The sequence below is a fragment of the Streptomyces sp. SolWspMP-5a-2 genome (assembly GCF_900091845.1).
Lineage (GTDB): Bacteria > Actinomycetota > Actinomycetes > Streptomycetales > Streptomycetaceae > Streptomyces > Streptomyces doudnae.
Window position 1 is genome coordinate 77,632 of record NZ_FMCI01000044.1, and the last position, 22,654, is coordinate 100,285.

The following is a 22,654-nucleotide window of genomic DNA, read 5'->3' on the forward strand; positions in this document are numbered from 1 at the left end:
GTCCGCTGCCCGGGGGCGCGCCGCAGTCCCGGCGGCGTGCCCAGCGATCCGCCCAGATGCCGGTCCGGGCAGCGGAGATTGGGGGGTGGACCACCGCACGCGCGGCGACCCTCGGCGCCGTGCGTGCGGCGGTCCGTCTCCCCGTACCCGCGGCTCGCAGGCGGCAGGTGCGGGAAGAGCTCGAGGGGCGGTGCTTCAGACGGTGGTCGTGGCCGGCATGCCGTAGGTGCGGCGGGCGCGAGCCCGGGTGGTTCGCTCGGCGCGGATCACGTCTGTTGCGCGGAAGAGGGGCTGTCCGGCGGGGGTGGTCATCGGCCGGCCACTCTCGGTCCGGGCCTGCGGCAGGTGGCCGCGATATTTCCAGTTCCGGACGGTGTTCGGCTCGACGCCGGCGGCCTCGGCCGCCTCCTGGGCCGTCCAGAGTCGGGATTGCAGGTCTGACAGGTCCATCGCCGGGCCTCCGTCCGGTGTGGGAAACGTGAAAGGCCCCGCGCTGGCGAGGCCCTGGATGCGGACATGGTGATCCGGGATCAGCATCACGCGTGATGCGCAGGGCGTCAAGCAGCGGTTTCTCCGGGCGCGCCGTCCGGGTGAACCGGCGTGCGCCGTGCCGCGAGTTCGGTGGCCGCGAGTTCTTTCACGTAGTGGGCGTACTCGGCGTGGGTGAGGAGGAGGCCGCACTGGGGGTCCTGGCACTCGATGTACGGGGAGTCGTCGACGAGCCGGAGGTCTCGGGACTCGGCGAGCCACGGCCCCCCGCACCGCTTGCAGGGGGCGAATCGTTTCGCCTCGGGGGCGGTGTCGCGGCGGGTGAAGCGGGTGGCCGCCCGGTGCCAGGCGGCGATCTGCGCCGCCGGGTTCCCGGACGGCACCAGGACGCGGCCCAGGCGCCCCGGCTCGTGCGTCTCGGTCGCGCACGGGTGTTCCTGGAGGAGCCAGACGATGTGCGCGGACAGCAGCTTGACCGTGCCGCTGGCCCAGATCCCCTCCCGCTGCCCGGTCGGCCGGACCGGCCGCTCACGGAGGCGCCGGTGGAAGGCGACGTCGGCGGCCATCTCGCCCAGGCCGCCCACGATGTGGTCGATGAGAAGGCGGGCGGCCTGCCCGGGCCACGGGGTGGTGTCCGTCGGCGCTGACGTCGTCGACGCGGTCGGCACACCGCGCTGCCCATACACCGGCTCAAGGCTGACGGCCGCAAGGAGTTCGGGCAGTTCGGCGAGGTGCCGCCGCGCGCGGTCGACGCAGCCTTCGCAGTGGACGGGTTCACCCCAGACGACGGGCATGTCCTGCCCTGCTCCGCTGCGTTCGGCACGCCGCAGGGCGGTGTTGCAGACTCCGGGGCACGGGATCGAGGCGGCCATGAGGTCCCCCTTCGGGCATGGGCGGGGAAGAACTGTGCGGGCTCGGGAAAGCGAACTGCCCGCCTCCGTCTGGAGGCGGGCAGTTCACCGTGGACTCAACTCCATGCACATGCACATGCACAGCTACCCAGGCACGCACCATGATCCTGCACCACAAACCACCCGAATCGCAAGCAATACCGCCTACCGGGACCGGCACCAGCGGTGCCCGCACTCGATCAGCGCCGGATTCGTCCATGCGTGCACGAAGTCCGGCGGGCAAGCCGACGGCTCGACCTGCAACTCCTCCTCGAGCGCGCTGATCGCGGGGTACGACGGCCGGTCGTGAACCTCGCAGCGCCGAGCCGCGCGGCGCAGCAGCGCCTCCACGGGTCCGGGCAAGCCCCTCATCCGGCGGCTCCCCCGGGCCGGGGCTGCGGGGTGCACGGCTGGTGGGCAATCAGGTCCAGATGCGCCCTCCATTCGCCCTCTGGCGGAGGCGTGTACCAGTACACCCGGAGCTCCGAGCACTGCGGCCAGAAGTGGGCGTAGGCGCGGCGACCGTCCGCGACTGTCCCGTCGCAGACCCAGCGGGGTTCGTCGTTCCCGCAGGACGGACAGACCGGTCCTCCGCCCCCGCGCCCGCTGGAGTCGACCAGGTGCTCCTGCCACGCCGTCCAGTCGACGGACCGGTCCTCGTGAGCGGCCGGCAAGGAGACCGCGCTGAACGCCCACCGCGTGTACAGCCCGCGCCAGCGCTCGATGCCGACAGGGCTTTCACCATCGGCGGCCTCGTCCCAGAGGATCCAGCAGCCGGCCGCGCGGTACGCGGCGCGTACCGCCTCGAGGGCCGGAGCCAGCAGCTCGGGGCTGGCCTGGCCCCAGGAGCGTGGCGAGCCGTGGAGGAGCCGCCACACCTCGTACTCGGTTCCGTCCATCCAGCCCGCGCAGTAGGCGGTCTCAGACACCCCTGACATGGCGTCGGCCAGCGCGCTCTGCTCGGGAGCCAGGGCGGTCACGGTCGCTCCCGGAAAGCAGGGCAGACGCAGCGCCGTGACGACTGGACGCTCAGGCCGGCGATCGTCTCGGTGACGCGCACGGACAGGTTGCGCAGGCGAAGTCCCTCAACGGCGCACTGAGGCTCGGCGAACGCGGTCATGGAGCCAAGGGCCCGCAGCAAGTTGGCGGCTTCCTCGATCACGGCGGAGGACGGCGTCCCCTGGTCCTCCCACGGCTCGTGTCCGGCCTGTACGCGCCGGAGGACCGTGCGGGCCACGCCGTCTTCGACCCCCAGGCCCTTGGCGAGGTTCTGGTACCGGTCGAGGCCGGCTCTGGCCTGCCGCGCCGCGGCTTCAACTTCGGTGTGCTCTCTGGCCATCCGCTCGCGCAGTCCGGCGAAGGCTGAGAAGTCGAGGCCGGCAAATTCCGGCTCGCGGGAGGCGTGCCGTTGGAGAACGGGCGGGTTCGGCAGGCCATTGATCATGGCGTCCACCTTCCGCTCGGTACGAGTGCGGCTCGGATGGCGCGCGGCGTGACGATGAGGCGTCGGCCGAGCTCCATCATCCGCACCTCCATGGCGGACAGCAGTCGGTTCCTCTCGGAGAGGTCGCGCAGGGACCGCTGTTGGTCGCAGTGCCACAGCAGGTGCATCTCCTGGTCGGCGGCTGCCGCTACGGTCTCTGGCGAGGCGTCGGGGTCGACGAGCAGCCGGGCCCGCCACGGCGAGCCGATGTCGTCGCCGACTCCGTACGCGGTGTAGCCGCGGTCGAGGCGCCAAGACAGCCAGAACTCGGAGAACCGCATCGGGTGACTGGTCTCCGGGTCGGGAAAGGTGATCTTCGCTTCGCTGTTCGTGACGTACTCGGGATCCCAGCCTCGCCCCTCAAGGGTGGTGGAGAGCCGGCCGAGGAAGTCCTCCTGGTGATGAACGGCAGGGGTGAGCATGCGGGCCAGTATGACCCGTCACGCGTGGGACAGTTTGCCCTTTTGATCCGGGCAGTAGACGGCGACGGCGGCCGAGAGCAGCGCCGCTGACTCCCGGTCGGAGAATCCCTTCCTGGCGTAGGAGAGGGCGCTGGCGGCCGAGCCCGCTTTCAACTGGTCGCAGAGGTCGCGCCCCTCGGAGCCGAGCGTGCCGGCGAGCTTGTCGGTGGGGATCCCGCCGAAGTCGTCGGGGTCCGCCGCGGCCACGGCGTCGGCGTAGCGCTTGTCGCTCTCGGACGGGCTGCTGGAACAGCCGACGAGGACCAGGACGGCGAGGCCGGTTGCGGCTACGGCTGCGGGGAGTGTGTGTCGCATGCAGGCGATGGTGCAGCCACGTGAGGGGGCTTGCGGCCGGTATGGCCAAGTTGTGACCGCGCGTCCGCCGCGGGCGCCCGGCGACGGGGAGGCCGCCGGGCGCCCCTCTGCGGGGGGATGTTCAGCCTGACAGGACACCGGGCACGGCAGGAACGTTTCCGCCCCTGCTTCACCCGTCCGTGTCACCGGCCCCTGGCCACCCCGCGGGCTCTATGCGGCGACGAGTTCGATGAACCGGTCGCGGGCAACCCGCCAGTAGGTCGCGGACTGCTCGATCCCGATGAAGCTGCGGCCCTCGAGAAGTGCGGCGGTGCCGGTCGTGCCGCTGCCAGCGAACGGGTCCAGCACCAGTCCCGGCTCCGGGACGATGCGGACCAACTGCTGCATGACGTCGAGGGGCTTCTGGGTGATGTGCACGCGGGCGTTTCCCCGCGGCTGGCTGCCGGTGAAGTGGCCAGGCAGGTAGACCGGCTGGTTGCCCGGCACCATCGCGCCGTTGCTGCCCCAGACGATGAACTCGCACTCCTGGCGCAGGCGTCCGGGCTGGGGGCGGGCGATCGGCTTGTGCCAGACGGCGACGCCGCGCCAGGTGTAACCGGCGGCCTGGAGGGCGTCGGTGGTGGCTGGGAGCTGGCGCCAGTCCGTGAAGACGAGCGCAGCGCCGCCGGGCCGTGTGAGGCGGTAGGCATGGGCGAGGATGAGGGACAGCCACGCAGTGTAAGAGCGCTGGTCACGGTTCTCGCCAGTGAAGTCACCGAGGTCGAACCCGTGGTTGCGGCCGCCCTCAGTGAGGTACTTCTCGCGGGCTGTGCGGCTCGTGCGCTCATGCATGGTCCGGCCGCCGGAGTTGTAGGGCGGATCGCAGATCACCGCGTCCACCGGGTCTGTGAGCGCGGGCAGGACGGTGAGGGCATCGCCTCGGTGGAGCTGCCAGGAGGGCATGCGGTACTGCCTCTCGTGCGGTCGCGTACGCCGGTGGCGAGCGAGTCGGTGCACGGCCCCGGACGGGGCGCCCTCGAGCAGTTCCCGGTCATGATGCGGTTCAAGGTGCCCTGGTGAGCACTTCTCACCGCACGCGGGAGCGGGCGCCCAGCCAGGTGGCCAGGCGCCCGCTCCCCTGCCCTACGTTCAGGTACCCGCGACGGCGACCGGGTTGTCTCCGACCCAGCCGATCCGCGCGTCGACGTTGGCCTCCGCGGTGCGGCGCCGCACCTTGTGCGTCAGCTCCGCCAGGCGACCGGTCTTCGTCCGGCACCGCTGCTGCGCCCCGGCATCGCAGCTCTCGCACTCGATCCGCAGCTCCTCCTCCTGGACGGCTGCGTCCCGCTCCCGTCGGCGCCGTTCCTGCGCCGTCTTCGATTCCCATGACAACAGCAGGGACTTGCGCACGCCGGCCATCCCCTCGGGGTAGGTGACCGTGTTCTCCGCGTACGAGGCGTCGCGGGCCAGGAGGAGGAGCTGGTTCGCGGTGGGGATGATCGCCGGGCCCCCGTACGTCTCGCGGTCGGTGTTCATCGCGGCGGCACCCCATCGGTCGCCGGCCGCGAAGCCGGTGGCGAGGGGGACGTCGCCGTCGATGATGCGGGCGATGCGCTGCAGGCGCCCAGCGCGGTCCCGCAGGGTGGTTGCCTCGCGGCGCAGGCAGTCGATGTCGTCGGCGAGTTCGACCGGTGTGTCCGGGGTTTCGGCGGCGCGCGCGAGCTGGTCCAACCAGACCGCCGCAGCGGAACAGTGCACGGCCAGTTCGTCGAGCGTGATCCGGTCCCCCGCTGACAGATGGTCCGTTGAGGCGTCGGAGGTGTCCTGCTGGCCAGGCAGAGGACGGTCCGGTGCGTCGACGATGGCGTGAATCCGCATCCCCTCCTTTCCGCGGGCGCGCCGCTCGACCGGACGCCCCACTACACCGAGCGCAGTAGCTGCCGCCTCCCAGGTGCGCCGAGCGGCATCGATGTCGGCGGACGTGACGGAGAGTTCGGCGCGGCCGTCATCCGGCAGCGGACCGTACGAGGTAGTGATCATCAGGTTTCCCCTAGGTGAAGCAGTTCGGGTGTTCGATTGCGGTGTTCAGTCGTCCGGTGCCGTGTTGCCGGCGTCGAGCTGGAGATAGGTCCGCCCGCCGTCGTAGGGGCGTGGGTCGGTCGTGTGGAACGACGCCTCGAGGACGGCGAGGACGGCGCGGGTGGTGGCTTCGTCAGCCGTGATCCGGATGTCGGCGATGCCCGGCAGGAACGCGCGTTCCCGGCGGGGCCGCGGCTCCCGGGCCATCAGGCGGTTCGGTAGGGGTCGCTGGCGCTGATGCGGGCGAGCCACACCGTCAGGGTCGCCTCGTCGACGGCGTCGAGGGCCGCCAGCAGGGTGGCCAGGGACTGCCTCATCGCAGCCTCCTTGGCGGTCATCCCGGCGGGCGTGATGCGCATCCGGAGGCTGCCGAGGACGTCCTCGGCGCTGGGCCGGGCCTGACCGTCTACGGGGTCGGCGCTCCAGGCGCGCCCGCGGAGGGCGCCCCAGGCTGCGCGGGCGAGACCGGTGCGCATGTGGTGAACGTCGGTGCCCATGCGGGCGACGAGGTGGTGGAGTTCGTCCATCGAGCGGACGGTGCCGCCGTGGTCGACCCAGTCGGTGCGGTCGCTGGTGTGCTGGTGGTCCATGGTTCCTCGGTGTTCAGAGCGCCTTGATGATCAGGGCGAGGACAACGACTGCGACGATCGCTGCGAGGATCCGCGCCTGGACCAGGTCGAGCTGGTACGAGACGGGCTGGATGGTCTCGCCGATCGGGTGGTCGCCACCGTGAAACTCGTCGCGATGCCGCTGCCCGTGCTGCTGCGCGCCTGCCTCGAGCTCGTAGGGGCTCGACTCGGTGCGGCAGCCGGGGCAGACGTACTTGTGGGGCATCGTGTGCCTGCTCTCAAGGTCGGGTGCAGGTGGTAGACGAGGACGGTAGACGACCGGTAGATGAGGGCGGTAGATGGCGTCTGACCTGGGCTTCTACCTCCTTCCAGGGGTGGGGGCGAGAGCGGCCGGGAGCGGGGTGTGACTGGTGGTGCTGACGGGGGTCGAGGGGCGCCCCCCGTCGTCCTGCTGGAGCCGCCCCGCGAGCACCTCCACAGCGGCCTCCTCCTCGCCCCCGGCGGGGGCCCCGCTCTCGCCCCCAGCGGGGGCCTGCGGGGAGGCGTCCGTCCCCTCTCCCGAGGGGCCCGCGGGGAGGTCTGCGGCCGGTGCGTCAGCTGGGGTGCGGAGACGGTGCAGAGCATGCGCGACGGGCACCCCCAGAGCAGTAACCAGCTCGTCCACGTGGACGCCGTGGGTGGGCCCGGTCCCGGACCCCCGGATCTGCATCTGCTTCACCGGGATCCCCACCCGGCCACAGTGGGCGCGGAGCACGCTCACGTCCCACGTGTCGGGGACACCCGGTTCATCCAGCAGGTCTCGGAGGTGGATGCCCTTGCGACCGGCGGCGACCGCCGCGGCTACGCGTTCACACACCGTGCGCAGCAGCCAGTGGGCGCCGCCGCGCACCGCTGCTTCGTCCGGTGGCCCGTCCGGCTCGTCCACTTCTTCAGCGGCATCCGGCTCACCGTCCAGAGTCTCCTCGCCCCCGTCGTCTTCTCGGGCCTTGGAGCGCTTCTCGAGGCGGGCTGCGGCCACCGCGGCGGCGCACCAGGCGACGGGCATACCCGGGGCGACGGCGACGAGTTCAGGGACCAGCGCGTGAAGGCCGGCCTGGACGGGTCGGTGCAGGAAGCACCAGCCGACCCAGCCGACTCCGGCGACCAGAGCCGCCCGGTCCGCCGAAACGGCGAACAAGACGAACCCGCGCTTCGGCGCCTTCGGCTTCCCCTTCGCGGACTTCGACTTCTCACTCCCCGGCTTCTCGGCCTTCGGCTCCTCCGAGTCCGGCGGCCCCTGTCCGGGCTTCTCCGGCGCCTTGCTGGCCTCGGGCGCCGGGGCTTCTTGTTCCTTCGTCTCCTCCGAAGACCTGTCCTTCTTCACCGGCGTGGCCGTCGGGACACCGCGGGCCGCCTGGATGCCTTCGCGCGCGGCGTTGCGGGCGAGCCGGACCAGGATGCGGCTGCCGGTGCCGATGTCGAAGTACACGTCCAGGAGCCGCTGGTACGGCTCGGCCTCGGGCTCGGTCATGACGGGCTGCCGAGGTTGCCGAGGGTGGTCCGCGCCGCATTGAGGATGATCGCGCCGATGCCACCGGCCTCGACGAAGTACATGCTGGCGGCGAGGGCCAGCACAGCGGGGATCCACTTCCGCTTCCAGCCGGGCCCGACCGCCAGGAGCGTCAGGGCGATCGCCATGCCGCCGGCGCCGGGATCGTTGAATCCCGACTGCTGGACGGTCGACGCGGGGATGCTGCCGAGGCCAGTGATGACGTCGCGCCAGTTCCCGCCCGCGGCAAGGCACACCGACCCGGTGACCAGCGCCCAGCCGGTGATCCTCTCCTTCGTGTTGATGGGGATCCGGTTGGAGCCGCTCACGCCCAGGCACAGGGCGAGGAACATGATCAAGGCGATCCCGGACAGCGTGATCGTGCCGAGCCAGTTGCCCTTGGCCAAGGCGCCGGGGGCAGCGAGGGTGAACATGTGCAGGGGCCTTTCAGCGAGGTCCGGGAGCGTAGAGAACAACCGCGAGGAGCGCGGAGGCGAGCGGGATCCGTGCGAGCCACCGCAGGAACCAAGGCTGGTACCTGAAACGGCGGTCGATGGCCCAGTAGAGGCCGCCGCACATGCCGGTGGAGGCCACCAGGAGCGCGACGCCGGAGGGATCCAGGCCCGCGTAGTGCCCGTACTGGCCCAGGACGCCGACGAGTTCGTGGGCGATGCCGGGCGCGTAGCTGGCGCCCATCGCTGTGACGACGGCACGGCCTACGAGACCGCCGGGCAGGATGCTCGCCACGACGTGCGTACCCGAGAGCCGCCAGGCGCCGTACCCGCAGCCCAGCGCGAGGATCGCGCCAGCGATGCCCACGGCCCCGTGATCGGCCGTGTACAGGCACTCCCCGAGGACGTCGACCGCGCCGATGCTGTAGCCGACCGCGGCGGCGGTCCCGGTGAACAGGATCGGGCGCATGTAGTTGGTGGATGTGCTGCTCTTGCTGGAGGCCGGGGCCTTCCCCGTGGGGGCGACGGCGCCGGGGCGCACATCCGGCTCCTGGGCTGGGGTGCCAGCGGCGTCCGGGGGTTCCGGTTCGAGCTGCTCGTCGCAGATCACGCAGAGGTGAGCGACGAGTTCGCCGTACGGCTGGGCATGGACGGGCACCGTGCGCTCGTGCGTGCACTCTGGTTCGGGCGGGTTCGACGCGGGCTTCGGAAAGGGCAGCATGTCGCGTATCCGGAGGCGGGGCGTGTCGGTGGCGGCCTGCGCGCTCGGAGCCTTGGCCGCAGGGGGCGGTCCGGCCGGAGGCCGCAGTTCCTCGGTGCCCGTCGGCTCGTGGCGTGCCGGTTGCGAGGAAGGAGGGGCGTCCTCACGGTCCTCCTGGTGGTGCCCGTCGTTCTCGTCGAAGTCGAAGTTGTCCCAGTCGGACGGGAACGGGCGCGAGGGCGGCGGCGGGGGTGGCGCGATGAAGGTGTCGTCCGGGGCGGCGGACGTACCCGCCGAGCGCGGGGTGAGCTGCACCGGAGATTCGGGCCCGGTCGGTGTGCTCTCCCCGCCGCTGGTCTCCTCGGTGCCTGACGTGTGGGTCATGACGACCGCACCCAGGTGTCGAGGAAGGCGAATGCGAGGGCCGCGGCAGCGAGGGTGATCGTGGCCTTTGCCCCGTCCCGGCCGGGCGCCAGCACGGTCAGCGTGAGCGCTCCGGCCAGGCAGAGCATGTACAGGCCGGTCAGGGCGAGGTGGAGGGTGTGCACAGCGGGGTCCTCTTCGGGAATCGGGCGCGGGTCAGACCAGCGCGGCGATCTTGGGCAGGGTGTAGCCGCGCGCGATGAGGTCAGCGGCTTCGCGGCGGCGGTCGCTCGCGGTGGACACGGACACGGAGAGGGCCTCGGCGATCTCGGCGAGTTCGACCGCGTCCGGGAGACCGCCGGCGGTGAGGATCATCCGGGCGACGCGGCGGGTGTCCCGCTCCCGCGGGGTGAGCCGGGCGGCGTCTTCCGCTTCGACGGCGCGGAGTTCCGTTTCGGCGGCGCGGCGCCGCGCTTCGACCGCGTCGAGACGCTCCGTCTCGGCAGCGCGCCGGGCTTCAGCGGCGCGCCGCTCAGACACTGCGGCATCCTCGTTGATCTTGGCGGCGCGCAGCCGTTCTTCAGCGGTCCGCGCCTCCGTTCCGACCGCGCGCCGGTCCGTTTCGGCAGCAGCGGCACGCGCTTCGGCCGCGCACCGTTCCGCGTCGGCGGCGGCCGTCAGACGGCGGCTCCGCTCCTCGGCGGCCTCCACCGCGGCCTGCTGCGCGGCGGTGACGTCCTGCTCCGTTTCGAGCGCGCGTCGGCGCGTTTCGACAGCGGCCTTGTGGGCTTCGGCGGCGGCCTTCTCGTTCTGCGCGATCTCCTGCTCGCGGCGCGCGGTTTCGGCCAGGGCGGCGAGGGTCTCCGCGTCGCTGTCGGCGGCGGCGCGGCGGGCTGCCGCCGCTTCGGCCTCGAGCCGGTCGGCCTCGGCTGTCGCGGCGGCCGCCGCGGCACGGTCCTCGGCGGCCTGCCGCGCGGCGGCGGCGGCGAGCGCCGACTCGGTGGCCTCCGCTTCCTGGATCGCGACCCGCTCCTCCGCCTCCGCGACCGCGGACGCCTTGGCGTACGCGGCGCGGGAAGCGACCGAAGCGACCGACTTCCGAGCCTCGGCCCGCTCCTCCGCTTCGGCGACCTCGGCCTGCTTGGCCAGGAGACGGATCCGGGCGTCGGCCGCGCGGATCTGGGCATCGACTGCCTCCTGCTCAGCGGTCTCCTGCTGCTGCGCCGTCTGGTCTGCCTCGGCCTGGCGGGCCTGCTCCGGGATCGCGAGCGCCTCGGCGACCGTGAGCCCGTAGCGCGCCATCGTGATCGGCAGCAGCGCCTCCTTCGGCGCGGACTTCCAGCCGCGCGGGTACCGCTCCCCCTTGGGGTAGAGGCGGTCCAGCTCCGCTCGGTAGATGAGCTGGTCACAGCGCCTGTCTACCGCTTCCTGGTAGGAGCTGATGCGCAGCAGGACCATGTCCCGGAACAGCAGGTAGGCGCCGAGCGGGTTCAGGAGCCAGCGCTCGCGCGGGATGCTTTCCCGCGCCTCCTCACCGGCCTCGATGGCCTCGAGGCGGGTCACCTGCACGATGACCTTCCGCGCGGCCTCGACGGCGATGACGAACATCACCGGGATCACCGCGTGCATGCCGACACCGACCGGGTCCGCGGTCAGCGACCGTCCGCCGGACGCCGCGTTGAAGATGATCGTCGCGGCGGTGAAGGCGTGGGCGGTGAGGCGTACGAGGGGCCAGCGGATCCGGCGGCGGGTGAGGACGAGGTCGAGGGCGTAGAGGACGACGATGCCGACGTCGACGCCGATCGGGAAGACAGCGGCGAAGTCGCCGAAGCCTCGTTTTTCGGCCATGCGGACGAGGGCCCGGTAGGAGCCGTAGAAGCCGATCCCGGCGAGCCCGAGGCCGCCGAGGAGTGCGAGGAGGTTGAGGCCGTGGTGGGCTGCCCTCGGAACAGATTCCTGCGCGCTCGGAACGCCCGGGCGCGCGCCCGGAACGGCAACCGGTGCGCTCGGAACGGCCCGGGTACGCGTCTTCGCACTGCGGGTGCGGCGCTGCGCGAAGGGCAGCCACGGACGGCGCTGGACGTCTGCGCTCGGAACGCCCGGGCGCGCGCTCGGAATGGTGGGCGGTGCGCTCGGAACGCCCGGGCGCGCGGTCGGAATGGTGGGCGGTGCGCTCGGAACGGCGGCGGGTGTGCCCGGGGCGGGGCGGCGGCGCCGGGTCACGAAGCGCGGCAGGAGGGGCATCAGCGGGGGCCTTCCAGGAGCGAACCGAGCGGCTTCGGGCGGGCAGACCGACGCCCTCGGAACGGGGCGTCGGCCGGTGGGGCGGGTCAGTAGCGGTCGCCGACGTGGGTCCGGCGCCAACGGGAGCTGCTGACGCAGACCGTGGTGCCGGTGTCGAGCAGGAGCTGCCAGCACTCGGCGGTGCGGTGCGGTACACGGCGGGTTCCGGCGGGTACCTGGCGGCACGTGCGGACGGTTGTGGTCTTCCGCAGGCGGTGCTTGGTCTGGGTGGTGCACACGCTGCGGTTGCGGCGTTCGCTGGTCCACGTGGTGTGCGCCGCGGTGTGCGTCTTCTCGACGACCCGGCCGTGCGCCGGGCTGCTGGAGTGGCCCGGCGTGCAAGCGGTGAGCGCGACGGCGAGCACGACCGCGGCCGCCGCGCCCCGCGCGGCCCTGTTCATTCCTGCCCTCCGGAGGGCAGGAACTTGGTCGCGGTCGCATGGACCGTCAGCCCGTCGACGACGCTGCGGACATCGACGTAAAGCGAACTGGAGCTGAAGGGCGTCTCCGCGACGGGGGCGCCCCAGTGCTCCGCCCACTGCCGGACGTCCTCCGGGCTCTCACAGAGGATCTGGATCCAGCTCGAGTCGCCGGGCTTCTCTCGGCTCCCGAAGTGGACGTCGACCGAGGAGGGAAGGGGCAGATGAGTGGGGAGCGAGGGGATGAGGGCGCGCGCTCGCTGGCCGAAGCGGAACGCGGCAGCCTCGACCTGGTCGACGCCGTGCTGGAGCTGCGACTCGATTGCGGCCCATCCGGGTCCGGGGCTGGTCACAGGTCACCGTCCAGCTCGGCGCGCTGGTCGGCGGCGGCGAGGGTCTCACCGGCGCGGGCCAGGGCGTTGGAGACGCAGGTGGGGGTGCAGTACCAGCGGTAGACGTCGTCGGTGCCGGCGACCAGGAGCCGGGTCCAGCCGAACATGTCGACGGGGTCGAAGTCGTGGTCGGTCCCGCAGCCGCGGGTGGGGCAGACGGCGGCGAGGTCGCGGAGCTCCACGTCGAGGAGCGACGCGAGCCGGACCCGCTCCTCCGGCAGGATCTCGACGTTCACAGCGATGCCGGCGTCGCTGGCGCACCTGATGACGGCCCTTTCTGTGAGCGCGGTCCCGTCCGGGTAGTCGACGCTGCCCGCCCAGTCGAGGTTGAGGGCGACGGGTGTGGAGGACTGCGCCCACTGGCGCAGATGGAGGACAGCGTCGCCGCGGCCGGGGTCAAGCTCCCAGTCCTGCGGGAGGCTCTCGATCTGGTTGGCGGCGTCGGAGAGGACGCCGAGCCGAACGGCGCTGCCGAGGATCTTCCGCAGGGCCCGGTGACGGGCGGTGAAGAGGTGTTCGGGCGTGTGCTTCACGATCTGGTGCTCCCTGTCTGGGTCAGCGTCGCCGGAGAGCGAGCTGGAGGGTCGTTTCGTTGTCGGCGTGGGGGTCCAGGAGCTTCGCGACGGGCGGCAGTTGCTGGGTTGCGTCAGGGGCCGGGCGCGGGGCGGGGAGGGTGGGGCCGGCGTGAGCGTTGCCGCGGGTGACCCATCCGCGGTCGCGGAGCTTGGCGACGGCCCAGTACTTCGCCGGGTAGATCACGGCGACCTTGACGATGAGCTCGACCGGGGTGGCCCACAGCCACGTGAGCAGCTTGGTGGTCCAGTGCATGTGCGGCCGGCGGATCATGTACTGGGCGGTCTCGGCGTACCGGATGGCGAGGTAAGAGCCGAAGGCGATGGCCACGTACTCGGGGGCGGTGTGGAAGAAGACGCCGGACGCGGTCATGGTGAGCAGGACCGGCAGCATGATCCACTGGGTGACGGCGAGGAGGGGGAAGAGGAGCTTCTTCCACTCCAGGTTGATCACCGCGAACGGCAGAGCCTGCCAGGACGACTTGCCCCAGCGGAGACGCTGTTTGAAGAGGCCGCCCAGACTGTCGGGCATCGCGGAGTGGACGACGGCGTCGTTGACGACGACGACGTCTCCCCGCAGCAGCGCATACATGGTGAGGCGGCGGTCGTCGCCGTTGGTGCCGGAGGACACGTAGTCGGCCAAGTTGTCGAAGACCACGTGGGCCCGGTAGAGGGCCAGAGCGCCGGAGGTGGTCTCCACGGCACCCAGGACGGACCGGGACGAGCGGATCATCAGGCAGGACGTGCCGATGTTCAGGTCCGAGATCCGGGTGATCCAGTTGTCGGCGAAGTTCCGGGTCAGGATCAGGCCCGTCGCCGCCATGACGCGCCGCTTCGACATGGCGCGCATGAGGTGCTCGAGGGCGTCGTCCCCGGGCACGGAGTCGGAGTCGACGGTGAGGATGAAGTCCCAGTCCTGGCGGCGCAGCGTCTGCAGGACGCCGGCCTGCGCGCAGCGCTTACCGCCGTTGGGTTGCCGGTGCCAGCGGATCTTCGGGTGTGGAAACGGGCGGACCGGGGCCTTTGCGGAGCCGTCGTCCATGACGTGGATCTCGGTGACGGGGTAGGTCTGCCGCAGCAGCGCGTCGAGCGCGGCGCGCAGCAGCTCGGGTTCTTCCTCGAAGGCGGGGACGATCGCGACGACCCGCCCGGTCGCGATGCGGCGCCGCGACCAGTGCGAGTTGACCTCGAGGGAGGAGATGTAGAAGGTGATGAGCCCTGCGTCGAACAAGTACAGGGCGGTCAGGAAGTGCCGGTCGCTGTCGCCGATGGCGAGGTGGTAGGTGGCCGCCCAGGCGGCCACCCCCACCGCGCCAAAGACGCAGGCGGCGAGCCTGCTGTACCTCATCAGCCCGCGTACCTCTTTCCGCGGTTCGCGGCGCGGTAGATCAACGCACCGCCCACGACGAGCGCGATGATCGCGGCAATGGTCCAGCTGAATGCCGCGGTGCCTCCGAAGAGCGCGACGGACGCGCCGGTCTTCGCGAGGGTTCCTCTCCCGTACATGACCTGTTTCTCCTGTGAGTTGGGCGGCTAGAGCCGCTCGATGTGCGGGGCGACGGGCATGACGCCCCGCGTGTCCAGCACGTAGGCCGACCCGTCGGCGACGCGCTGGAGGTCGAACTCGTCGTGCGGTGTGAGCAGCACGACGGCGTCGTAGTGGCTCAGGTCGTCCGGCACCCGCGAGCCGGTGATCCCCACGTAGTTGGGCATCGGGCTCGGGTCGATGACGGTGACGAGCGCTCCCTTCGCAGTGAGGCGCCTGATGACCTCGAGCGCCGGGGACTGGCGCATGTCGGCGGTGCCGGGCTTGTAGGCCGCGCCGAGCGCGAGGATCCGGGCTCCGAACATGCCCAGGTGGTGGCGCTGGTTGATGCCGTCCTGAAGGCGCTGGACCACGTAGTCGGGCTGGACGCTGTTGATGTCCTGGGCGAGCTCGACGAGGCGGACGGCGTGGCCGTGGCGGGTGCGGGCGTGGTGGGTGAGGTAGACGGGATCAACCGGCAGGCAGTGCCCCCCGACGCCCGGCCCCGGCAGGAACTTGGCGAACCCGAACGGCTTGGTGCCCGCCAAGTCGAGGGTGCGCCAGACGTCGGCGCCCAGGACGTGCGCGAGCTGGGCGAGTTCGTTGACGAGGGCGATGTTGACGTGCCGGAACGTGTTCTCGAAGACCTTCGCGAGCTCGGCTTCCTCGAGGGTCTCGGCGAGGACGGTGCATTGGGTGATCCCGGCGTAGAAACGCTCGGCCAGGTCGCGGCAGCCGCGGGTGAGTCCGGACACGATCTTCGGGGTGTTCCCGAACGTCCACGCCGGATTGCCGGGGTCGATCCGCTCGGGGCTGAAGCCGACGTGGAAGTCCTCACCGGCGGTCCATCCGGTGGCCTTCTCCAGGATCGGGACGACGATGTCGCGGGTGGTGCCCGGGTACGTCGTGGACTCCAGCACGACCAGCGCACCGGCCTGCAGGTGTGCGGCGAGGGTGCGGGTCGCGTTCTCGACGAAGGACAGATCGGGCTGGCCGTTGGCGAGGGGCGTGGGCACGGTGATGACGGCGACGTCGTAGTCGGCGAGCTCTGCCGGGTGGCGGGTGGGCTCGTAGCGGCCGGTCAGCAGAGCTCCGGCCAGCGCCTGGTCGTCGACGTCGTCGACGTACGACTTGCCGTTCATGAGGTGGAGCAGTCGCTCCTCGGCGGGTTCGAACCCGATGACGGTGTGGCCGGCGGTGACGGCGGCCATGGCGAGGGGCAGGCCGACGTAGCCCTGCCCCATCACGGCGATCTTCACGAGTGGAGGTCCTTCCAGATACCGGAAGCTGGGGTCAGCGGAGGCGGGGCCTAGACGTGTCCGGTCGAGGGCGCCCAGTCGGCGGCGTGCTTCCGGGCGGGGCAGGGGCTGTTCCCCGGGAGAAGCCCCTCGCGGATTCCGGACTCTCCGGTCGTCTCGCGCTGCTGCTGGGCCGTGCGCGAGTTCCGGAGGTCGGCGGCGCAGCGCGCCAGGAGCTCGGGGGCCGTGGCGCCCAGGTCCTCGACGACGTCGGTGAGGTCGACGGGTCCCAGGTCGCGGCTCACTGCGCCACCGCCAGCGTGCGCAGCCGCGCCGCGTACTCGGCGATCGTTCCGTCCACCGGGGGCAGCGCCTGTGTGACGAGCGGGCCGACGAGGGCTCGGTGGTCGTAGGACACGGCGGGCAGGAGGCTGCCGATGATGCTGGGGGTGAGGGTGGCGAGGTAGCCGCTGGTCATGCAGGGCTGCCAGGTGCCGCCGAGGGGGTGCTGGCGGGTGGCGAGCTGGGCGAGCCGACCGGCGAGGGCGATGAAGGCGCGGGCGGTGGTGGTGCGGCGCCAGGTGGAGTCGTCGTGGGGTGCGGGCCCGTTGCCGGTGGTGTGGTCGGTACGGTTGGGCATGTCTGCCCTTTCGTCGCTGTCAGGGTGGACGCCCCCCGTCCCAATGGGCATGCAGGCCCGGGTCGGGGGGCTTTGTGCATCAGCAGCCATCGGGCTGCTTCCGCCACTGTATGGCATGCCATACGCTTGCGGAAGCGGCCTGCCCAAATCCCGAAGGAGCAGGTGTTGATCGAGGAGGAGGTCCAGCGGGTGGTCGACGCGGTGAACGCAGTGAGGGTCATCGAGGATCCCGAACGCCGGGGGCGAGCCATCACCCAGCTCCTCAAGGCGCAGTCCGAGGGGGAGCCGGACCTGCGCGAAGAGCGCCGCCGAATCGTGCTCGACTGGCGCGCGGAGGTTCCGCCCGTGTCTTTCCGTGTGATCGCGACGCGCCTCGGTGTGTCCCTGGGCACGGTGCAGGACATCGTGCGCGGACATTCCGGCCCCTGGGGCAACCGGAGGAAGCCGAAAAAGGGGGAGGCGGAACCCGAGGCGCCCGAAGGCGCCTGACCCCCCGCCGGGTTTGCCGCAGGCGGGGGATCCGTGTGGCCTCCCGTGGGGAGCCGGGAGGCGCGGCGGGTCCTGCCGCCATCAGTGCGGCAGGACCCGACTTGGGGGCTTCACCTGGGGGGCTCAACCACCAGGACCACCATGCACCACAAATCGGCCACACCGATAGACGTCGGCCGAAACTAACTCCCCGAGTGCCGGAGGCGGCCCCCCTTCAGCTCGCCGAGCGCGGGCCGACAGCCGACTCCTCCGTCCCGCCGCCGCGAGGACGTCACCCAGCCGCGCGAAGCGGCCGGGCAGCACCACAAGGTGTTCGGGTGCCCAGGACGTACGGCCGATAGGTAGTCAGGCGTCGGAGGCGGACGGTGAGGTCTCGTCTCCCGAGCGCGACTGGAGATCTTGTGTAAGCACCCATGCCTCGTGCTCCTGGCGGGCGTAGCTGCGGGGGTGGTCCGTCCAGCGGAGGTCCCCGGCCGGGATGGGCCCGCGGCTGGTGCCGTGGGCCAGGTCGTGAGCGAGGAGCGCGCGGGCGTACGTGTCGGCGTCGACGAGCTGCTGTGCGGCCTCGTCGGGATCGAGTGGGCTGTCCGCCAGGCGGTCGATGACGGCGGCGCGGCGGACCAGGAACTCGCGGGTGCGGTCTTCGCCGTCCGGCTCGGCAGAGGCGAGGTGGAGGCGCTGTACCTCGTAGATCTCGGATAGCAGGTCCATGCTGTCACTGTCGCCGTGACGTGGACCCGGCGGGGCGGGGTCCTTCCGCCTTGTCTGAATTGGGGTGGCGGGTGGCCTGTTGCGGTAGATGGCGGGGTTCTTCGTCACCCAGCCCGGGCCGCGGTCACCGTTCTCGAGGGGATGCTCGGCATCTGCTCGTAGCGGGTCAGGCAGCGGGTGCGCCCTGTGCCCGCTCCGTGGCCAGCGCCTGGTGCCGGTCGTTGCTGCGTCGGGCCCCATCAGGGCCTACTGCAGCAGTCAGGGCCCGGCATCGCAGTTCCGCCCACAGTGCGACGGCAGCCGGGTCGGCGGCACGCCACGCGGGTACGGTGCTGGCCCAAGCGCTGGCGCCGGCCGCAGTGTGGCCGTCCTCGATGAGCCGGATGGCGGTTTCGGCGGTGTCGGCCCAGGCGGGGCCGCGTGCGGCGAGCGCCCAGTCGACCAGCCAGATACGGGTGCTGTCGGCGAGGAGGTTGTGGGGGTTGATGTCGCCGTGGACGAGGTGGGTTCCGTGCAACTGCTCAAGCTCCCCTGGCGTGGCGTGTGCGGCCCACTGGTCGGACCAGGAGGGGAGGTGAGGTGTGCTGGGGGCCGGCAGCTCGGCGGCGGTGAGGAGGTCGGCGACGGCGGCGAGGTGCGGGGAGCCGGGGGTGAGGTCGGCGTGGAGGCCGTCGACGGCGTGGAAGGCGATCAGGTCCCAGTCCCAGGAGGAGCAGGAGGAGGTGGTGCGCCACAGGAGTGCGGGCGCCGCGGGGCCGGTGTGGGGTGCGACGGCGGCTTCTCGGTCATGGCCGGCGGAGTGCCCCCGGGTGGCCTTCACGAAGAGTGCTCCGCTGCCGGTGTCGAGGACGGCTGCAGCGTGGCAGTTGAACCCGGCGGTGATGTCGCGTACGGCGGTGATGGTCCCGTGCCGGGTCGTCACGGCGTCGTGGATGTGGGCCGGGAGCCCGGCCCACGGGATGTGGGTCACTGCTGGGTGGCCCCGCATTTGCGGCAGCGGTTCGCGCCGCTCCACTGGACCCATTCGTGATCGCATTCGGCCATGGCGGGCATCCTTTCGTGCTGGTACGGGCGGCACTGTAGTGGTGGCGGGGGCGTGCCGGGAGGGCGCACGGAGGCGTGGACGGCTCGGTCCGGCTCCCTGTTCGTTCGTCTCGAACGCTCGGCAACGCGAGCGCTACGGGTGTCACAGCCAGGTGACGAGGCACCGGTTCGTCGTCGACGGCTGGGGCTGCGGGTGGATGCTCGCTGCTCCGAAGTTGATCTGAATCGAGGGGGCGTCATGTTGACGAGACTGAGGGCCGCAGTTGCGGGAGCGCTGCTGGCGGGAGCGCTGCTGGCGCCGGTGGCCGTGGCGACGGATGCGGTGGCAGCTACCTGTGCCCGGCACACGACGGGGGTGTGCCGGGCGAACTCGCCGCACCCGCGCGGGGCGATGGCGCGGTGCAAGGACGGCAGCTACTCCTACAGCGCTCACGCGCGGGGGACCTGCTCGAGGCACCACGGCGTGCGGTACTGGTACCGGTAGCCGTCGCTGCTCGGGAAGTCTTCGGCCTGCTGCGCCCCGCCTCTTCGGGAGGACGGGGCGCAGCGGCGTTCGCAGGTACTCCTACTCCGTCATCTGCCTCTGCGCCGCCAGGAGGGTGGTCACCGTGGCGCCCTTGAGCGTGGTGGACATGGCCTCGACGAGGGCGTCCGCGGCCTCGGGCCCGTGCGTGGCCGCGACGTGCCGGACTCCGGCGACGATCGCCTCGGCGAAGGCCGCGGCGCCCGCGGCCAGGTTCGCTTTCCCTTGCGGGAGGTGGGCGGCGAGGGCGTGGTCGGTGGCGGTGCCCTGGTGGATCTGCATGGCCTGGATGAAGGCGCTGCGGCGGGGGTTGGTCATGCCGTCAGGGTCCCAGCCGGAGGGCGTGGGCATGCGCACTTCCAGGAGCTTCGGCACCTCAGAGCGGCCAGCCGGTGACGGGCGGGCGTTCGCCGACGGCCGCGACGTAGGAGATGACGTCGTCGACCTCGTCGGCCGACGTGTCGTCGAGGTCGACGGTGGCGGCGCCGAGGGCGGGGATGAGGCCGGGCTGGATTTCCCCGGTGGCGTAGAAGCGGCTGATGGGTCCGCCGTCGCGGATCGGGCGGACGATGGCGCGGATTTGGGTCTCGGTCACAGGTACTCCCCCGTGGTCGTGGTGGCGAGTTGGGTGGCGGCGGGGTCGGGTGGTCAGGCGGGGCCGACGTAGCGGTAGCCGGTGCTGGTCGGCCGGAAGCGGTCGAGGCGGATCCGCGTGCGTCGACCCGGCTTGGAGCCGCGGTGGCCGACGCTGCGGAGCACGACGAGTTCGACGATCGCGTGAGTGCCGTCGATCTCGGTGATGCGCACCTTGCGTCCGTGGCTGCGCGGGTCGTTGTCCTGCCAGATCTGGTCGATTGCGGGGGCGGGTGTGTCGGTCACGTGTTTCTCCTCGCTGGGGCCCGGCCGATGGGCCCAGTCAAGCGGTCGAGTGGTCAGACGGTGGGCTCGGTTCCGTCGAAGGCGCTCGGGGCTGGGGCCTCGTAGTTGCCGTCCGCTCCGTTGCGGTCGCGGACTCCGCAGCAGCGCTCGCGCACGCGCTTGATGGCTGCTTGCGCCGCCTCCAGCTCGGCGCGCTGCGCTTCCTCGTCGTCGGCCGGGCGCTGCTCCGGGATGGGCGGGGTCATGGGCCCTCCAGGGTTGTGCAGTGGTCGCCGTGGGTGATCTGGCGGTGCAGGGTGCGCACGCGGCGGACGGAGCGGGCGTAGCTGATGGCGGTGCAGAGGGCGATGACGCCCGCGGTGACGAACGTCAGTAGACCGCCTGCGATGCAGAGGAGGGCGGCCAGGACGAGGAGGCCGGGGCCGGCGGACAGGTCATGCATCGCGCACCACGTCCTCGCCCTCGCCCAGCGCCAGGAGTCGGACGTGCCCGCGCATCCGCTCGTACTTCTGCTCCGTGTCGTGCCCGTCCCACTGCGCCCGCTCATCGTCGGCGTTGACGGGCGTCACGTGCTGGACGAGGTCGGCGTCGCGCGGGTGGATGTGCCAGGACATCTGCCGTCCGCCGACGGTCAGGTAGAGGAGCTGCCAGCCCTCCTGGTCCTCGACGTCCAGGGCGGGGGTGCGGACGGCGTTCGCGGGGTGGAGGGCGGCGAGCCAGGCGAGGAGCTGCGCGCGCTCGCGGTATGCGGCGTCGCGCTCGGCCTCCGCGCGGCTGAGGTGGCAGGCGTAGCACCAGTCCGCGCAGGGGAGTTGCTCGGTGCTTCCGTCGGGGTTGCGGAGACTGAAGCGGATGTGGTTGTTCATGCCGCGGTCGATGAAGGCCAGCCAGTGAGCGGTCTCTGTGCGAGCGGCTTCGACGTCGCGGATCTCTGCGTCGATGAGGGTGCGCAGGAGGTGGCTGTCTTCGGGGGTGAGGCTGTGGGTGGCGCGAGCGGCGAGCAGCCGCATGGTGTGACGGCGGCCGTCGGGGTTGTCCTCGTCCGAGGGAAGCGGGGTGATCGCGGTGTGCAGCTCGGCGAGTCGGGCGTCCCACCACCGGGCCATGGAGACGCCGAGCGGCGGTGCTCCGGCGGCGATCCACCGCTCGTACAGGGCGACGACCCGGGCGTCCGGTGTCAGCGGTGTGGACGACGGGGGCGTGGCGTCGAGTTGGCGGACGAGCTCGAGGCGGGCCGCGTCATCGATGCCGGGGCGGGGAGTGACCAGAGACTCGCGGAGGGCGGCGAGGCGTTGTTCGGCGTCGCCGTCGCAGCGGTGCTCGGGGCCACCCCAGGTGCGGAGGCATGCCTTGCACCATGCCTCCGCGTCGTCGATGTCGAGGTACTCCTCCAGGACGGCGAGCGCCGTGGCGGAGGCCTTCTCCGCGTCGAATCCGGCTTCCTGTCCGTGGCCACTGCTGCAGGCCGTCTTCAGCGCGGTGGCAAGGCGATCCTGGAGGGGGTGCGTCGGGTCGGGTGCGGGGCGTGCCTGGATGGTGCAGGGGTCGATGGTGATGGTGCGGTGTTCCGTCTGTGGGGAGCCGCCGGTGGTGACCTTCCGCCAGGCGCTGCCGTCCTCGTCGTCGAGGTAGAAGGTGTGGCTTGCGTAGGTGACTTCGACGACATCGCGGAGGGTGCCGGTGAGGTGCCGGGCCCAGTAGGCGGGGAAGGCGGTGTTGTCGGTGACGACGGCTCGGAGGCGGCGAGCGGTGCAGGGGTCGCCGTTCCAGCGGGTCTCGGTCATGGTCATCCCTCGGTGCGGGGTGTGGTTGCTTCAGCGGCCGGCTCGGTGAGGATGTGCGGGGTGTGTCCCCATAGGGCTTCGACGTGGTTGGCGGTGACGGGGACGTCTCGGTAGGGCTTGCCGGGCAGTGGTTCGCCGGTCTGGGCAGCCCACCAGCCGGCGCAGACCATCGCGCCGAGGGGCAGCCCGCGGAACGTCGCGACGGGGGTGTATGCGCCGGTGGCGGAGATGGGCAGTCCCTGGTGGCAGAAGAACGGCTCGTTCTCGGGGAGCTGCGCGCCGAGGGCTTCGCGTTCGGGCGAGCCGGGCCGGTAGGCGCAGTCGGCGCACGGGGTGCGCATGACGGCGGGTGGGCGTGGGGCGCGGTCTGCGGGGCCGCACGGGTCGTCGGTGAGTCCCTCACCCGTGCAGTGGTGGCATCGCTCACCGAGGGACTCGTCGGGGTCGGGGAGTCGTCCGCCTACGCAGAAGGGGCACTTGAAGGGCGTGATCCGGAGGTCTGTCACCTGGCTGCTCCGCCGAAGCGGCTGGTGGTGCCGCAGTAGGGGCCGTTGGAGCCGTCTTCGTCATCGTCTTCGGGTACGGGCTCGCGGGTGATCATGAGGTCTCCTCGTCAGCGAAGTGGACGGTTCCCGCGTGGAGTTCGCCGACGTGGGTGATGTCGGTGGCTCCCCCGAGGCCCTGGTCGGGGAGGTCGAAGATGACGCGGCCGGAGGGGAACTCCACTCCGTGGAGGTCGGGTTGGTCCGGGGCGCGGATGACGAAGCGTCGGGCGTACTGGATCTGATCGGGCTGCTGCACAGTTCTGCTCCTGGTAGGTAGTGGCGGCGGCGTGGGGCTTTGCGGC

Annotated in this window: 37 protein-coding genes; 2 read left to right on the plus strand and 35 right to left on the minus strand. The window is 71.6% G+C overall.

Going from position 1 to position 22,654, the window contains the following annotated elements; translation table 11 throughout:
• Window positions 1–195 precede the first annotated feature (195 nt).
• The 25 genes from GA0115242_RS03495 to GA0115242_RS03600 form a co-directional block, all read right to left on the minus strand.
• Complete coding sequence (locus GA0115242_RS03495; RefSeq protein ID WP_093824361.1) at window positions 196–540, minus strand: hypothetical protein; 345 nt, start codon at window positions 538–540, stop codon at window positions 196–198.
• A gap of 17 nt (window positions 541–557) precedes the next feature.
• Complete coding sequence (locus tag GA0115242_RS03500; RefSeq protein WP_141721482.1) at window positions 558–1,361, minus strand: hypothetical protein; 804 nt, start codon at window positions 1,359–1,361, stop codon at window positions 558–560.
• 183 nt (window positions 1,362–1,544) lie between these two features.
• Entirely contained in the window at window positions 1,545–1,751 is a 207-nt protein-coding gene (locus GA0115242_RS03505) for a hypothetical protein (protein WP_093824365.1), read from the minus strand.
• The gene (locus GA0115242_RS03510; protein WP_093824368.1) at window positions 1,748–2,359 is read right to left on the minus strand and encodes a hypothetical protein; all 612 of its coding nucleotides are present in this window, start codon (window positions 2,357–2,359) and stop codon (window positions 1,748–1,750) included. Before GA0115242_RS03510 ends, GA0115242_RS03505 begins: the two co-directional genes overlap by 4 nt.
• On the minus strand, window positions 2,356–2,832 hold the full coding sequence (locus tag GA0115242_RS03515; protein ID WP_093824370.1) for a hypothetical protein: 477 nt from the start codon (window positions 2,830–2,832) through the stop codon (window positions 2,356–2,358). The genes GA0115242_RS03510 and GA0115242_RS03515 overlap by 4 nt, the downstream gene beginning before the upstream one ends.
• Window positions 2,820–3,284, minus strand: coding sequence for a hypothetical protein (locus GA0115242_RS03520; protein ID WP_093824372.1), 465 nt, complete (start codon window positions 3,282–3,284; stop codon window positions 2,820–2,822). Before GA0115242_RS03520 ends, GA0115242_RS03515 begins: the two co-directional genes overlap by 13 nt.
• A gap of 18 nt (window positions 3,285–3,302) precedes the next feature.
• A complete protein-coding gene (locus GA0115242_RS03525) occupies window positions 3,303–3,638 on the minus strand; it encodes a DUF732 domain-containing protein (protein ID WP_093824374.1) in 336 nt (111 codons plus the stop codon).
• Between the two features lie 210 nt (window positions 3,639–3,848).
• Window positions 3,849–4,580, minus strand: coding sequence for a DNA-methyltransferase (locus tag GA0115242_RS03530; RefSeq protein WP_093824376.1), 732 nt, complete (start codon window positions 4,578–4,580; stop codon window positions 3,849–3,851).
• 186 nt (window positions 4,581–4,766) lie between these two features.
• A complete protein-coding gene (locus GA0115242_RS03535; RefSeq protein ID WP_093824378.1) occupies window positions 4,767–5,495 on the minus strand; it encodes a zinc finger domain-containing protein in 729 nt (242 codons plus the stop codon).
• 207 nt (window positions 5,496–5,702) lie between these two features.
• Window positions 5,703–5,903 carry a hypothetical protein gene (locus GA0115242_RS03540; RefSeq protein ID WP_093824380.1) on the minus strand — a complete coding sequence of 67 codons (201 nt, stop codon included), beginning with the start codon at window positions 5,901–5,903 and terminating at the stop codon, window positions 5,703–5,705.
• Window positions 5,903–6,286 (minus strand): hypothetical protein, encoded by a 384-nt coding sequence (locus GA0115242_RS03545; protein ID WP_093824382.1) that lies wholly within the window; start codon window positions 6,284–6,286, stop codon window positions 5,903–5,905. The genes GA0115242_RS03540 and GA0115242_RS03545 overlap by 1 nt, the downstream gene beginning before the upstream one ends.
• Window positions 6,287–6,299: 13 nt before the next feature.
• Window positions 6,300–6,530: a hypothetical protein gene (locus GA0115242_RS03550; RefSeq protein WP_093824385.1), complete on the minus strand. Its 231-nt coding sequence runs from the start codon at window positions 6,528–6,530 to the stop codon at window positions 6,300–6,302.
• 93 nt (window positions 6,531–6,623) lie between these two features.
• Window positions 6,624–7,775 (minus strand): hypothetical protein, encoded by a 1,152-nt coding sequence (locus GA0115242_RS03555; protein ID WP_093824386.1) that lies wholly within the window; start codon window positions 7,773–7,775, stop codon window positions 6,624–6,626.
• On the minus strand, window positions 7,772–8,227 hold the full coding sequence (locus tag GA0115242_RS03560) for a hypothetical protein (RefSeq protein WP_093824389.1): 456 nt from the start codon (window positions 8,225–8,227) through the stop codon (window positions 7,772–7,774). The genes GA0115242_RS03555 and GA0115242_RS03560 overlap by 4 nt, the downstream gene beginning before the upstream one ends.
• A 13-nt stretch (window positions 8,228–8,240) precedes the next feature.
• Window positions 8,241–9,329, minus strand: a complete 1,089-nt coding sequence (locus GA0115242_RS03565; RefSeq protein WP_141721484.1) for a hypothetical protein — start codon at window positions 9,327–9,329, stop codon at window positions 8,241–8,243.
• Window positions 9,326–9,493, minus strand: a complete 168-nt coding sequence (locus tag GA0115242_RS40550) for a hypothetical protein (RefSeq protein WP_161352985.1) — start codon at window positions 9,491–9,493, stop codon at window positions 9,326–9,328. The genes GA0115242_RS03565 and GA0115242_RS40550 overlap by 4 nt, the downstream gene beginning before the upstream one ends.
• 31 nt (window positions 9,494–9,524) lie before the next feature.
• Window positions 9,525–11,552: a DUF2637 domain-containing protein gene (locus GA0115242_RS03570; RefSeq protein WP_161352988.1), complete on the minus strand. Its 2,028-nt coding sequence runs from the start codon at window positions 11,550–11,552 to the stop codon at window positions 9,525–9,527.
• 86 nt (window positions 11,553–11,638) lie between these two features.
• Complete coding sequence (locus tag GA0115242_RS40555; protein ID WP_161352990.1) at window positions 11,639–11,992, minus strand: hypothetical protein; 354 nt, start codon at window positions 11,990–11,992, stop codon at window positions 11,639–11,641.
• Window positions 11,989–12,363 (minus strand): hypothetical protein, encoded by a 375-nt coding sequence (locus GA0115242_RS03575; RefSeq protein WP_093824394.1) that lies wholly within the window; start codon window positions 12,361–12,363, stop codon window positions 11,989–11,991. Before GA0115242_RS03575 ends, GA0115242_RS40555 begins: the two co-directional genes overlap by 4 nt.
• Window positions 12,360–12,935, minus strand: a complete 576-nt coding sequence (locus GA0115242_RS03580) for a hypothetical protein (RefSeq protein ID WP_093824397.1) — start codon at window positions 12,933–12,935, stop codon at window positions 12,360–12,362. The genes GA0115242_RS03575 and GA0115242_RS03580 overlap by 4 nt, the downstream gene beginning before the upstream one ends.
• A gap of 22 nt (window positions 12,936–12,957) precedes the next feature.
• The gene (locus GA0115242_RS03585; RefSeq protein WP_093824398.1) at window positions 12,958–14,322 is read right to left on the minus strand and encodes a glycosyltransferase family 2 protein; all 1,365 of its coding nucleotides are present in this window, start codon (window positions 14,320–14,322) and stop codon (window positions 12,958–12,960) included.
• A complete protein-coding gene (locus GA0115242_RS40560; RefSeq protein ID WP_161352992.1) occupies window positions 14,322–14,480 on the minus strand; it encodes a hypothetical protein in 159 nt (52 codons plus the stop codon). The genes GA0115242_RS03585 and GA0115242_RS40560 overlap by 1 nt, the downstream gene beginning before the upstream one ends.
• A 27-nt stretch (window positions 14,481–14,507) precedes the next feature.
• Window positions 14,508–15,758, minus strand: coding sequence for a nucleotide sugar dehydrogenase (locus tag GA0115242_RS03590; RefSeq protein WP_093824400.1), 1,251 nt, complete (start codon window positions 15,756–15,758; stop codon window positions 14,508–14,510).
• Between the two features lie 50 nt (window positions 15,759–15,808).
• Entirely contained in the window at window positions 15,809–16,042 is a 234-nt protein-coding gene (locus GA0115242_RS03595) for a hypothetical protein (RefSeq protein WP_093824402.1), read from the minus strand.
• A complete protein-coding gene (locus GA0115242_RS03600) occupies window positions 16,039–16,377 on the minus strand; it encodes a hypothetical protein (protein WP_093824404.1) in 339 nt (112 codons plus the stop codon). The genes GA0115242_RS03595 and GA0115242_RS03600 overlap by 4 nt, the downstream gene beginning before the upstream one ends.
• 165 nt (window positions 16,378–16,542) lie before the next feature.
• Between GA0115242_RS03600 and GA0115242_RS03605 the strand changes: the two genes are divergently transcribed.
• Complete coding sequence (locus GA0115242_RS03605; RefSeq protein ID WP_202554886.1) at window positions 16,543–16,866, plus strand: hypothetical protein; 324 nt, start codon at window positions 16,543–16,545, stop codon at window positions 16,864–16,866.
• Between the two features lie 345 nt (window positions 16,867–17,211).
• Here the strand turns inward: GA0115242_RS03605 and GA0115242_RS03610 are convergent, their stop codons facing one another.
• Both GA0115242_RS03610 and GA0115242_RS03615 read right to left on the minus strand, forming a co-directional pair.
• Window positions 17,212–17,577: a hypothetical protein gene (locus GA0115242_RS03610; RefSeq protein WP_093824408.1), complete on the minus strand. Its 366-nt coding sequence runs from the start codon at window positions 17,575–17,577 to the stop codon at window positions 17,212–17,214.
• A 166-nt stretch (window positions 17,578–17,743) separates the two neighbouring features.
• Window positions 17,744–18,547, minus strand: coding sequence for a phosphotransferase (locus GA0115242_RS03615; protein ID WP_093824410.1), 804 nt, complete (start codon window positions 18,545–18,547; stop codon window positions 17,744–17,746).
• A gap of 312 nt (window positions 18,548–18,859) precedes the next feature.
• On the opposite strand from GA0115242_RS03615, the gene GA0115242_RS41450 reads away from it, so the two are divergent.
• Window positions 18,860–19,105 (plus strand): DUF3761 domain-containing protein, encoded by a 246-nt coding sequence (locus tag GA0115242_RS41450; protein WP_093824412.1) that lies wholly within the window; start codon window positions 18,860–18,862, stop codon window positions 19,103–19,105.
• 81 nt (window positions 19,106–19,186) lie between these two features.
• On the opposite strand, the gene GA0115242_RS03625 is transcribed toward GA0115242_RS41450, so the two are convergent.
• The 8 genes from GA0115242_RS03625 to GA0115242_RS03660 form a co-directional block, all read right to left on the minus strand.
• Entirely contained in the window at window positions 19,187–19,495 is a 309-nt protein-coding gene (locus GA0115242_RS03625; RefSeq protein WP_176729733.1) for a hypothetical protein, read from the minus strand.
• A gap of 25 nt (window positions 19,496–19,520) precedes the next feature.
• The gene (locus GA0115242_RS03630; protein ID WP_093824416.1) at window positions 19,521–19,739 is read right to left on the minus strand and encodes a hypothetical protein; all 219 of its coding nucleotides are present in this window, start codon (window positions 19,737–19,739) and stop codon (window positions 19,521–19,523) included.
• 53 nt (window positions 19,740–19,792) lie between these two features.
• Window positions 19,793–20,023 carry a hypothetical protein gene (locus GA0115242_RS03635; protein ID WP_093824418.1) on the minus strand — a complete coding sequence of 77 codons (231 nt, stop codon included), beginning with the start codon at window positions 20,021–20,023 and terminating at the stop codon, window positions 19,793–19,795.
• A gap of 53 nt (window positions 20,024–20,076) precedes the next feature.
• Window positions 20,077–20,268 (minus strand): hypothetical protein, encoded by a 192-nt coding sequence (locus GA0115242_RS03640; protein ID WP_093824420.1) that lies wholly within the window; start codon window positions 20,266–20,268, stop codon window positions 20,077–20,079.
• Window positions 20,265–20,465: a hypothetical protein gene (locus GA0115242_RS03645; RefSeq protein ID WP_093824422.1), complete on the minus strand. Its 201-nt coding sequence runs from the start codon at window positions 20,463–20,465 to the stop codon at window positions 20,265–20,267. Before GA0115242_RS03645 ends, GA0115242_RS03640 begins: the two co-directional genes overlap by 4 nt.
• Entirely contained in the window at window positions 20,458–21,807 is a 1,350-nt protein-coding gene (locus GA0115242_RS40565) for a hypothetical protein (RefSeq protein ID WP_176729734.1), read from the minus strand. The genes GA0115242_RS03645 and GA0115242_RS40565 overlap by 8 nt, the downstream gene beginning before the upstream one ends.
• A gap of 2 nt (window positions 21,808–21,809) precedes the next feature.
• Window positions 21,810–22,148: a hypothetical protein gene (locus GA0115242_RS03655; RefSeq protein WP_093824424.1), complete on the minus strand. Its 339-nt coding sequence runs from the start codon at window positions 22,146–22,148 to the stop codon at window positions 21,810–21,812.
• A gap of 256 nt (window positions 22,149–22,404) precedes the next feature.
• Window positions 22,405–22,608, minus strand: coding sequence for a hypothetical protein (locus GA0115242_RS03660; protein WP_093824426.1), 204 nt, complete (start codon window positions 22,606–22,608; stop codon window positions 22,405–22,407).
• Window positions 22,609–22,654: the final 46 nt, after the last annotated feature.

Coding starts and splice junctions, on each gene's coding strand:
- GA0115242_RS03500 (WP_141721482.1), bottom strand. CDS start 1,361: ATGGCCGCCTCGATCCCGTGCCCCGGAGTCTGCAACACCGCCCTGCGG.
- GA0115242_RS03505 (WP_093824365.1), bottom strand. CDS start 1,751: ATGAGGGGCTTGCCCGGACCCGTGGAGGCGCTGCTGCGCCGCGCGGCT.
- GA0115242_RS03520 (WP_093824372.1), bottom strand. CDS start 3,284: ATGCTCACCCCTGCCGTTCATCACCAGGAGGACTTCCTCGGCCGGCTC.
- GA0115242_RS03525 (WP_093824374.1), bottom strand. CDS start 3,638: ATGCGACACACACTCCCCGCAGCCGTAGCCGCAACCGGCCTCGCCGTC.
- GA0115242_RS03530 (WP_093824376.1), bottom strand. CDS start 4,580: ATGCCCTCCTGGCAGCTCCACCGAGGCGATGCCCTCACCGTCCTGCCC.
- GA0115242_RS03535 (WP_093824378.1), bottom strand. CDS start 5,495: ATGCGGATTCACGCCATCGTCGACGCACCGGACCGTCCTCTGCCTGGC.
- GA0115242_RS03540 (WP_093824380.1), bottom strand. CDS start 5,903: ATGGCCCGGGAGCCGCGGCCCCGCCGGGAACGCGCGTTCCTGCCGGGC.
- GA0115242_RS03545 (WP_093824382.1), bottom strand. CDS start 6,286: ATGGACCACCAGCACACCAGCGACCGCACCGACTGGGTCGACCACGGC.
- GA0115242_RS03550 (WP_093824385.1), bottom strand. CDS start 6,530: ATGCCCCACAAGTACGTCTGCCCCGGCTGCCGCACCGAGTCGAGCCCC.
- GA0115242_RS03555 (WP_093824386.1), bottom strand. CDS start 7,775: ATGACCGAGCCCGAGGCCGAGCCGTACCAGCGGCTCCTGGACGTGTAC.
- GA0115242_RS03560 (WP_093824389.1), bottom strand. CDS start 8,227: ATGTTCACCCTCGCTGCCCCCGGCGCCTTGGCCAAGGGCAACTGGCTC.
- GA0115242_RS03565 (WP_141721484.1), bottom strand. CDS start 9,329: ATGACCCACACGTCAGGCACCGAGGAGACCAGCGGCGGGGAGAGCACA.
- GA0115242_RS03570 (WP_161352988.1), bottom strand. CDS start 11,552: ATGCCCCTCCTGCCGCGCTTCGTGACCCGGCGCCGCCGCCCCGCCCCG.
- GA0115242_RS40555 (WP_161352990.1), bottom strand. CDS start 11,992: ATGAACAGGGCCGCGCGGGGCGCGGCGGCCGCGGTCGTGCTCGCCGTC.
- GA0115242_RS03585 (WP_093824398.1), bottom strand. CDS start 14,322: ATGAGGTACAGCAGGCTCGCCGCCTGCGTCTTTGGCGCGGTGGGGGTG.
- GA0115242_RS40560 (WP_161352992.1), bottom strand. CDS start 14,480: ATGTACGGGAGAGGAACCCTCGCGAAGACCGGCGCGTCCGTCGCGCTC.
- GA0115242_RS03600 (WP_093824404.1), bottom strand. CDS start 16,377: ATGCCCAACCGTACCGACCACACCACCGGCAACGGGCCCGCACCCCAC.
- GA0115242_RS03610 (WP_093824408.1), bottom strand. CDS start 17,577: ATGGACCTGCTATCCGAGATCTACGAGGTACAGCGCCTCCACCTCGCC.
- GA0115242_RS41450 (WP_093824412.1), top strand. CDS start 18,860: ATGTTGACGAGACTGAGGGCCGCAGTTGCGGGAGCGCTGCTGGCGGGA.
- GA0115242_RS03625 (WP_176729733.1), bottom strand. CDS start 19,495: ATGCCCACGCCCTCCGGCTGGGACCCTGACGGCATGACCAACCCCCGC.
- GA0115242_RS03640 (WP_093824420.1), bottom strand. CDS start 20,268: ATGACCCCGCCCATCCCGGAGCAGCGCCCGGCCGACGACGAGGAAGCG.
- GA0115242_RS03645 (WP_093824422.1), bottom strand. CDS start 20,465: ATGCATGACCTGTCCGCCGGCCCCGGCCTCCTCGTCCTGGCCGCCCTC.
- GA0115242_RS40565 (WP_176729734.1), bottom strand. CDS start 21,807: ATGACCGAGACCCGCTGGAACGGCGACCCCTGCACCGCTCGCCGCCTC.
- GA0115242_RS03655 (WP_093824424.1), bottom strand. CDS start 22,148: ATGCGCACCCCGTGCGCCGACTGCGCCTACCGGCCCGGCTCGCCCGAA.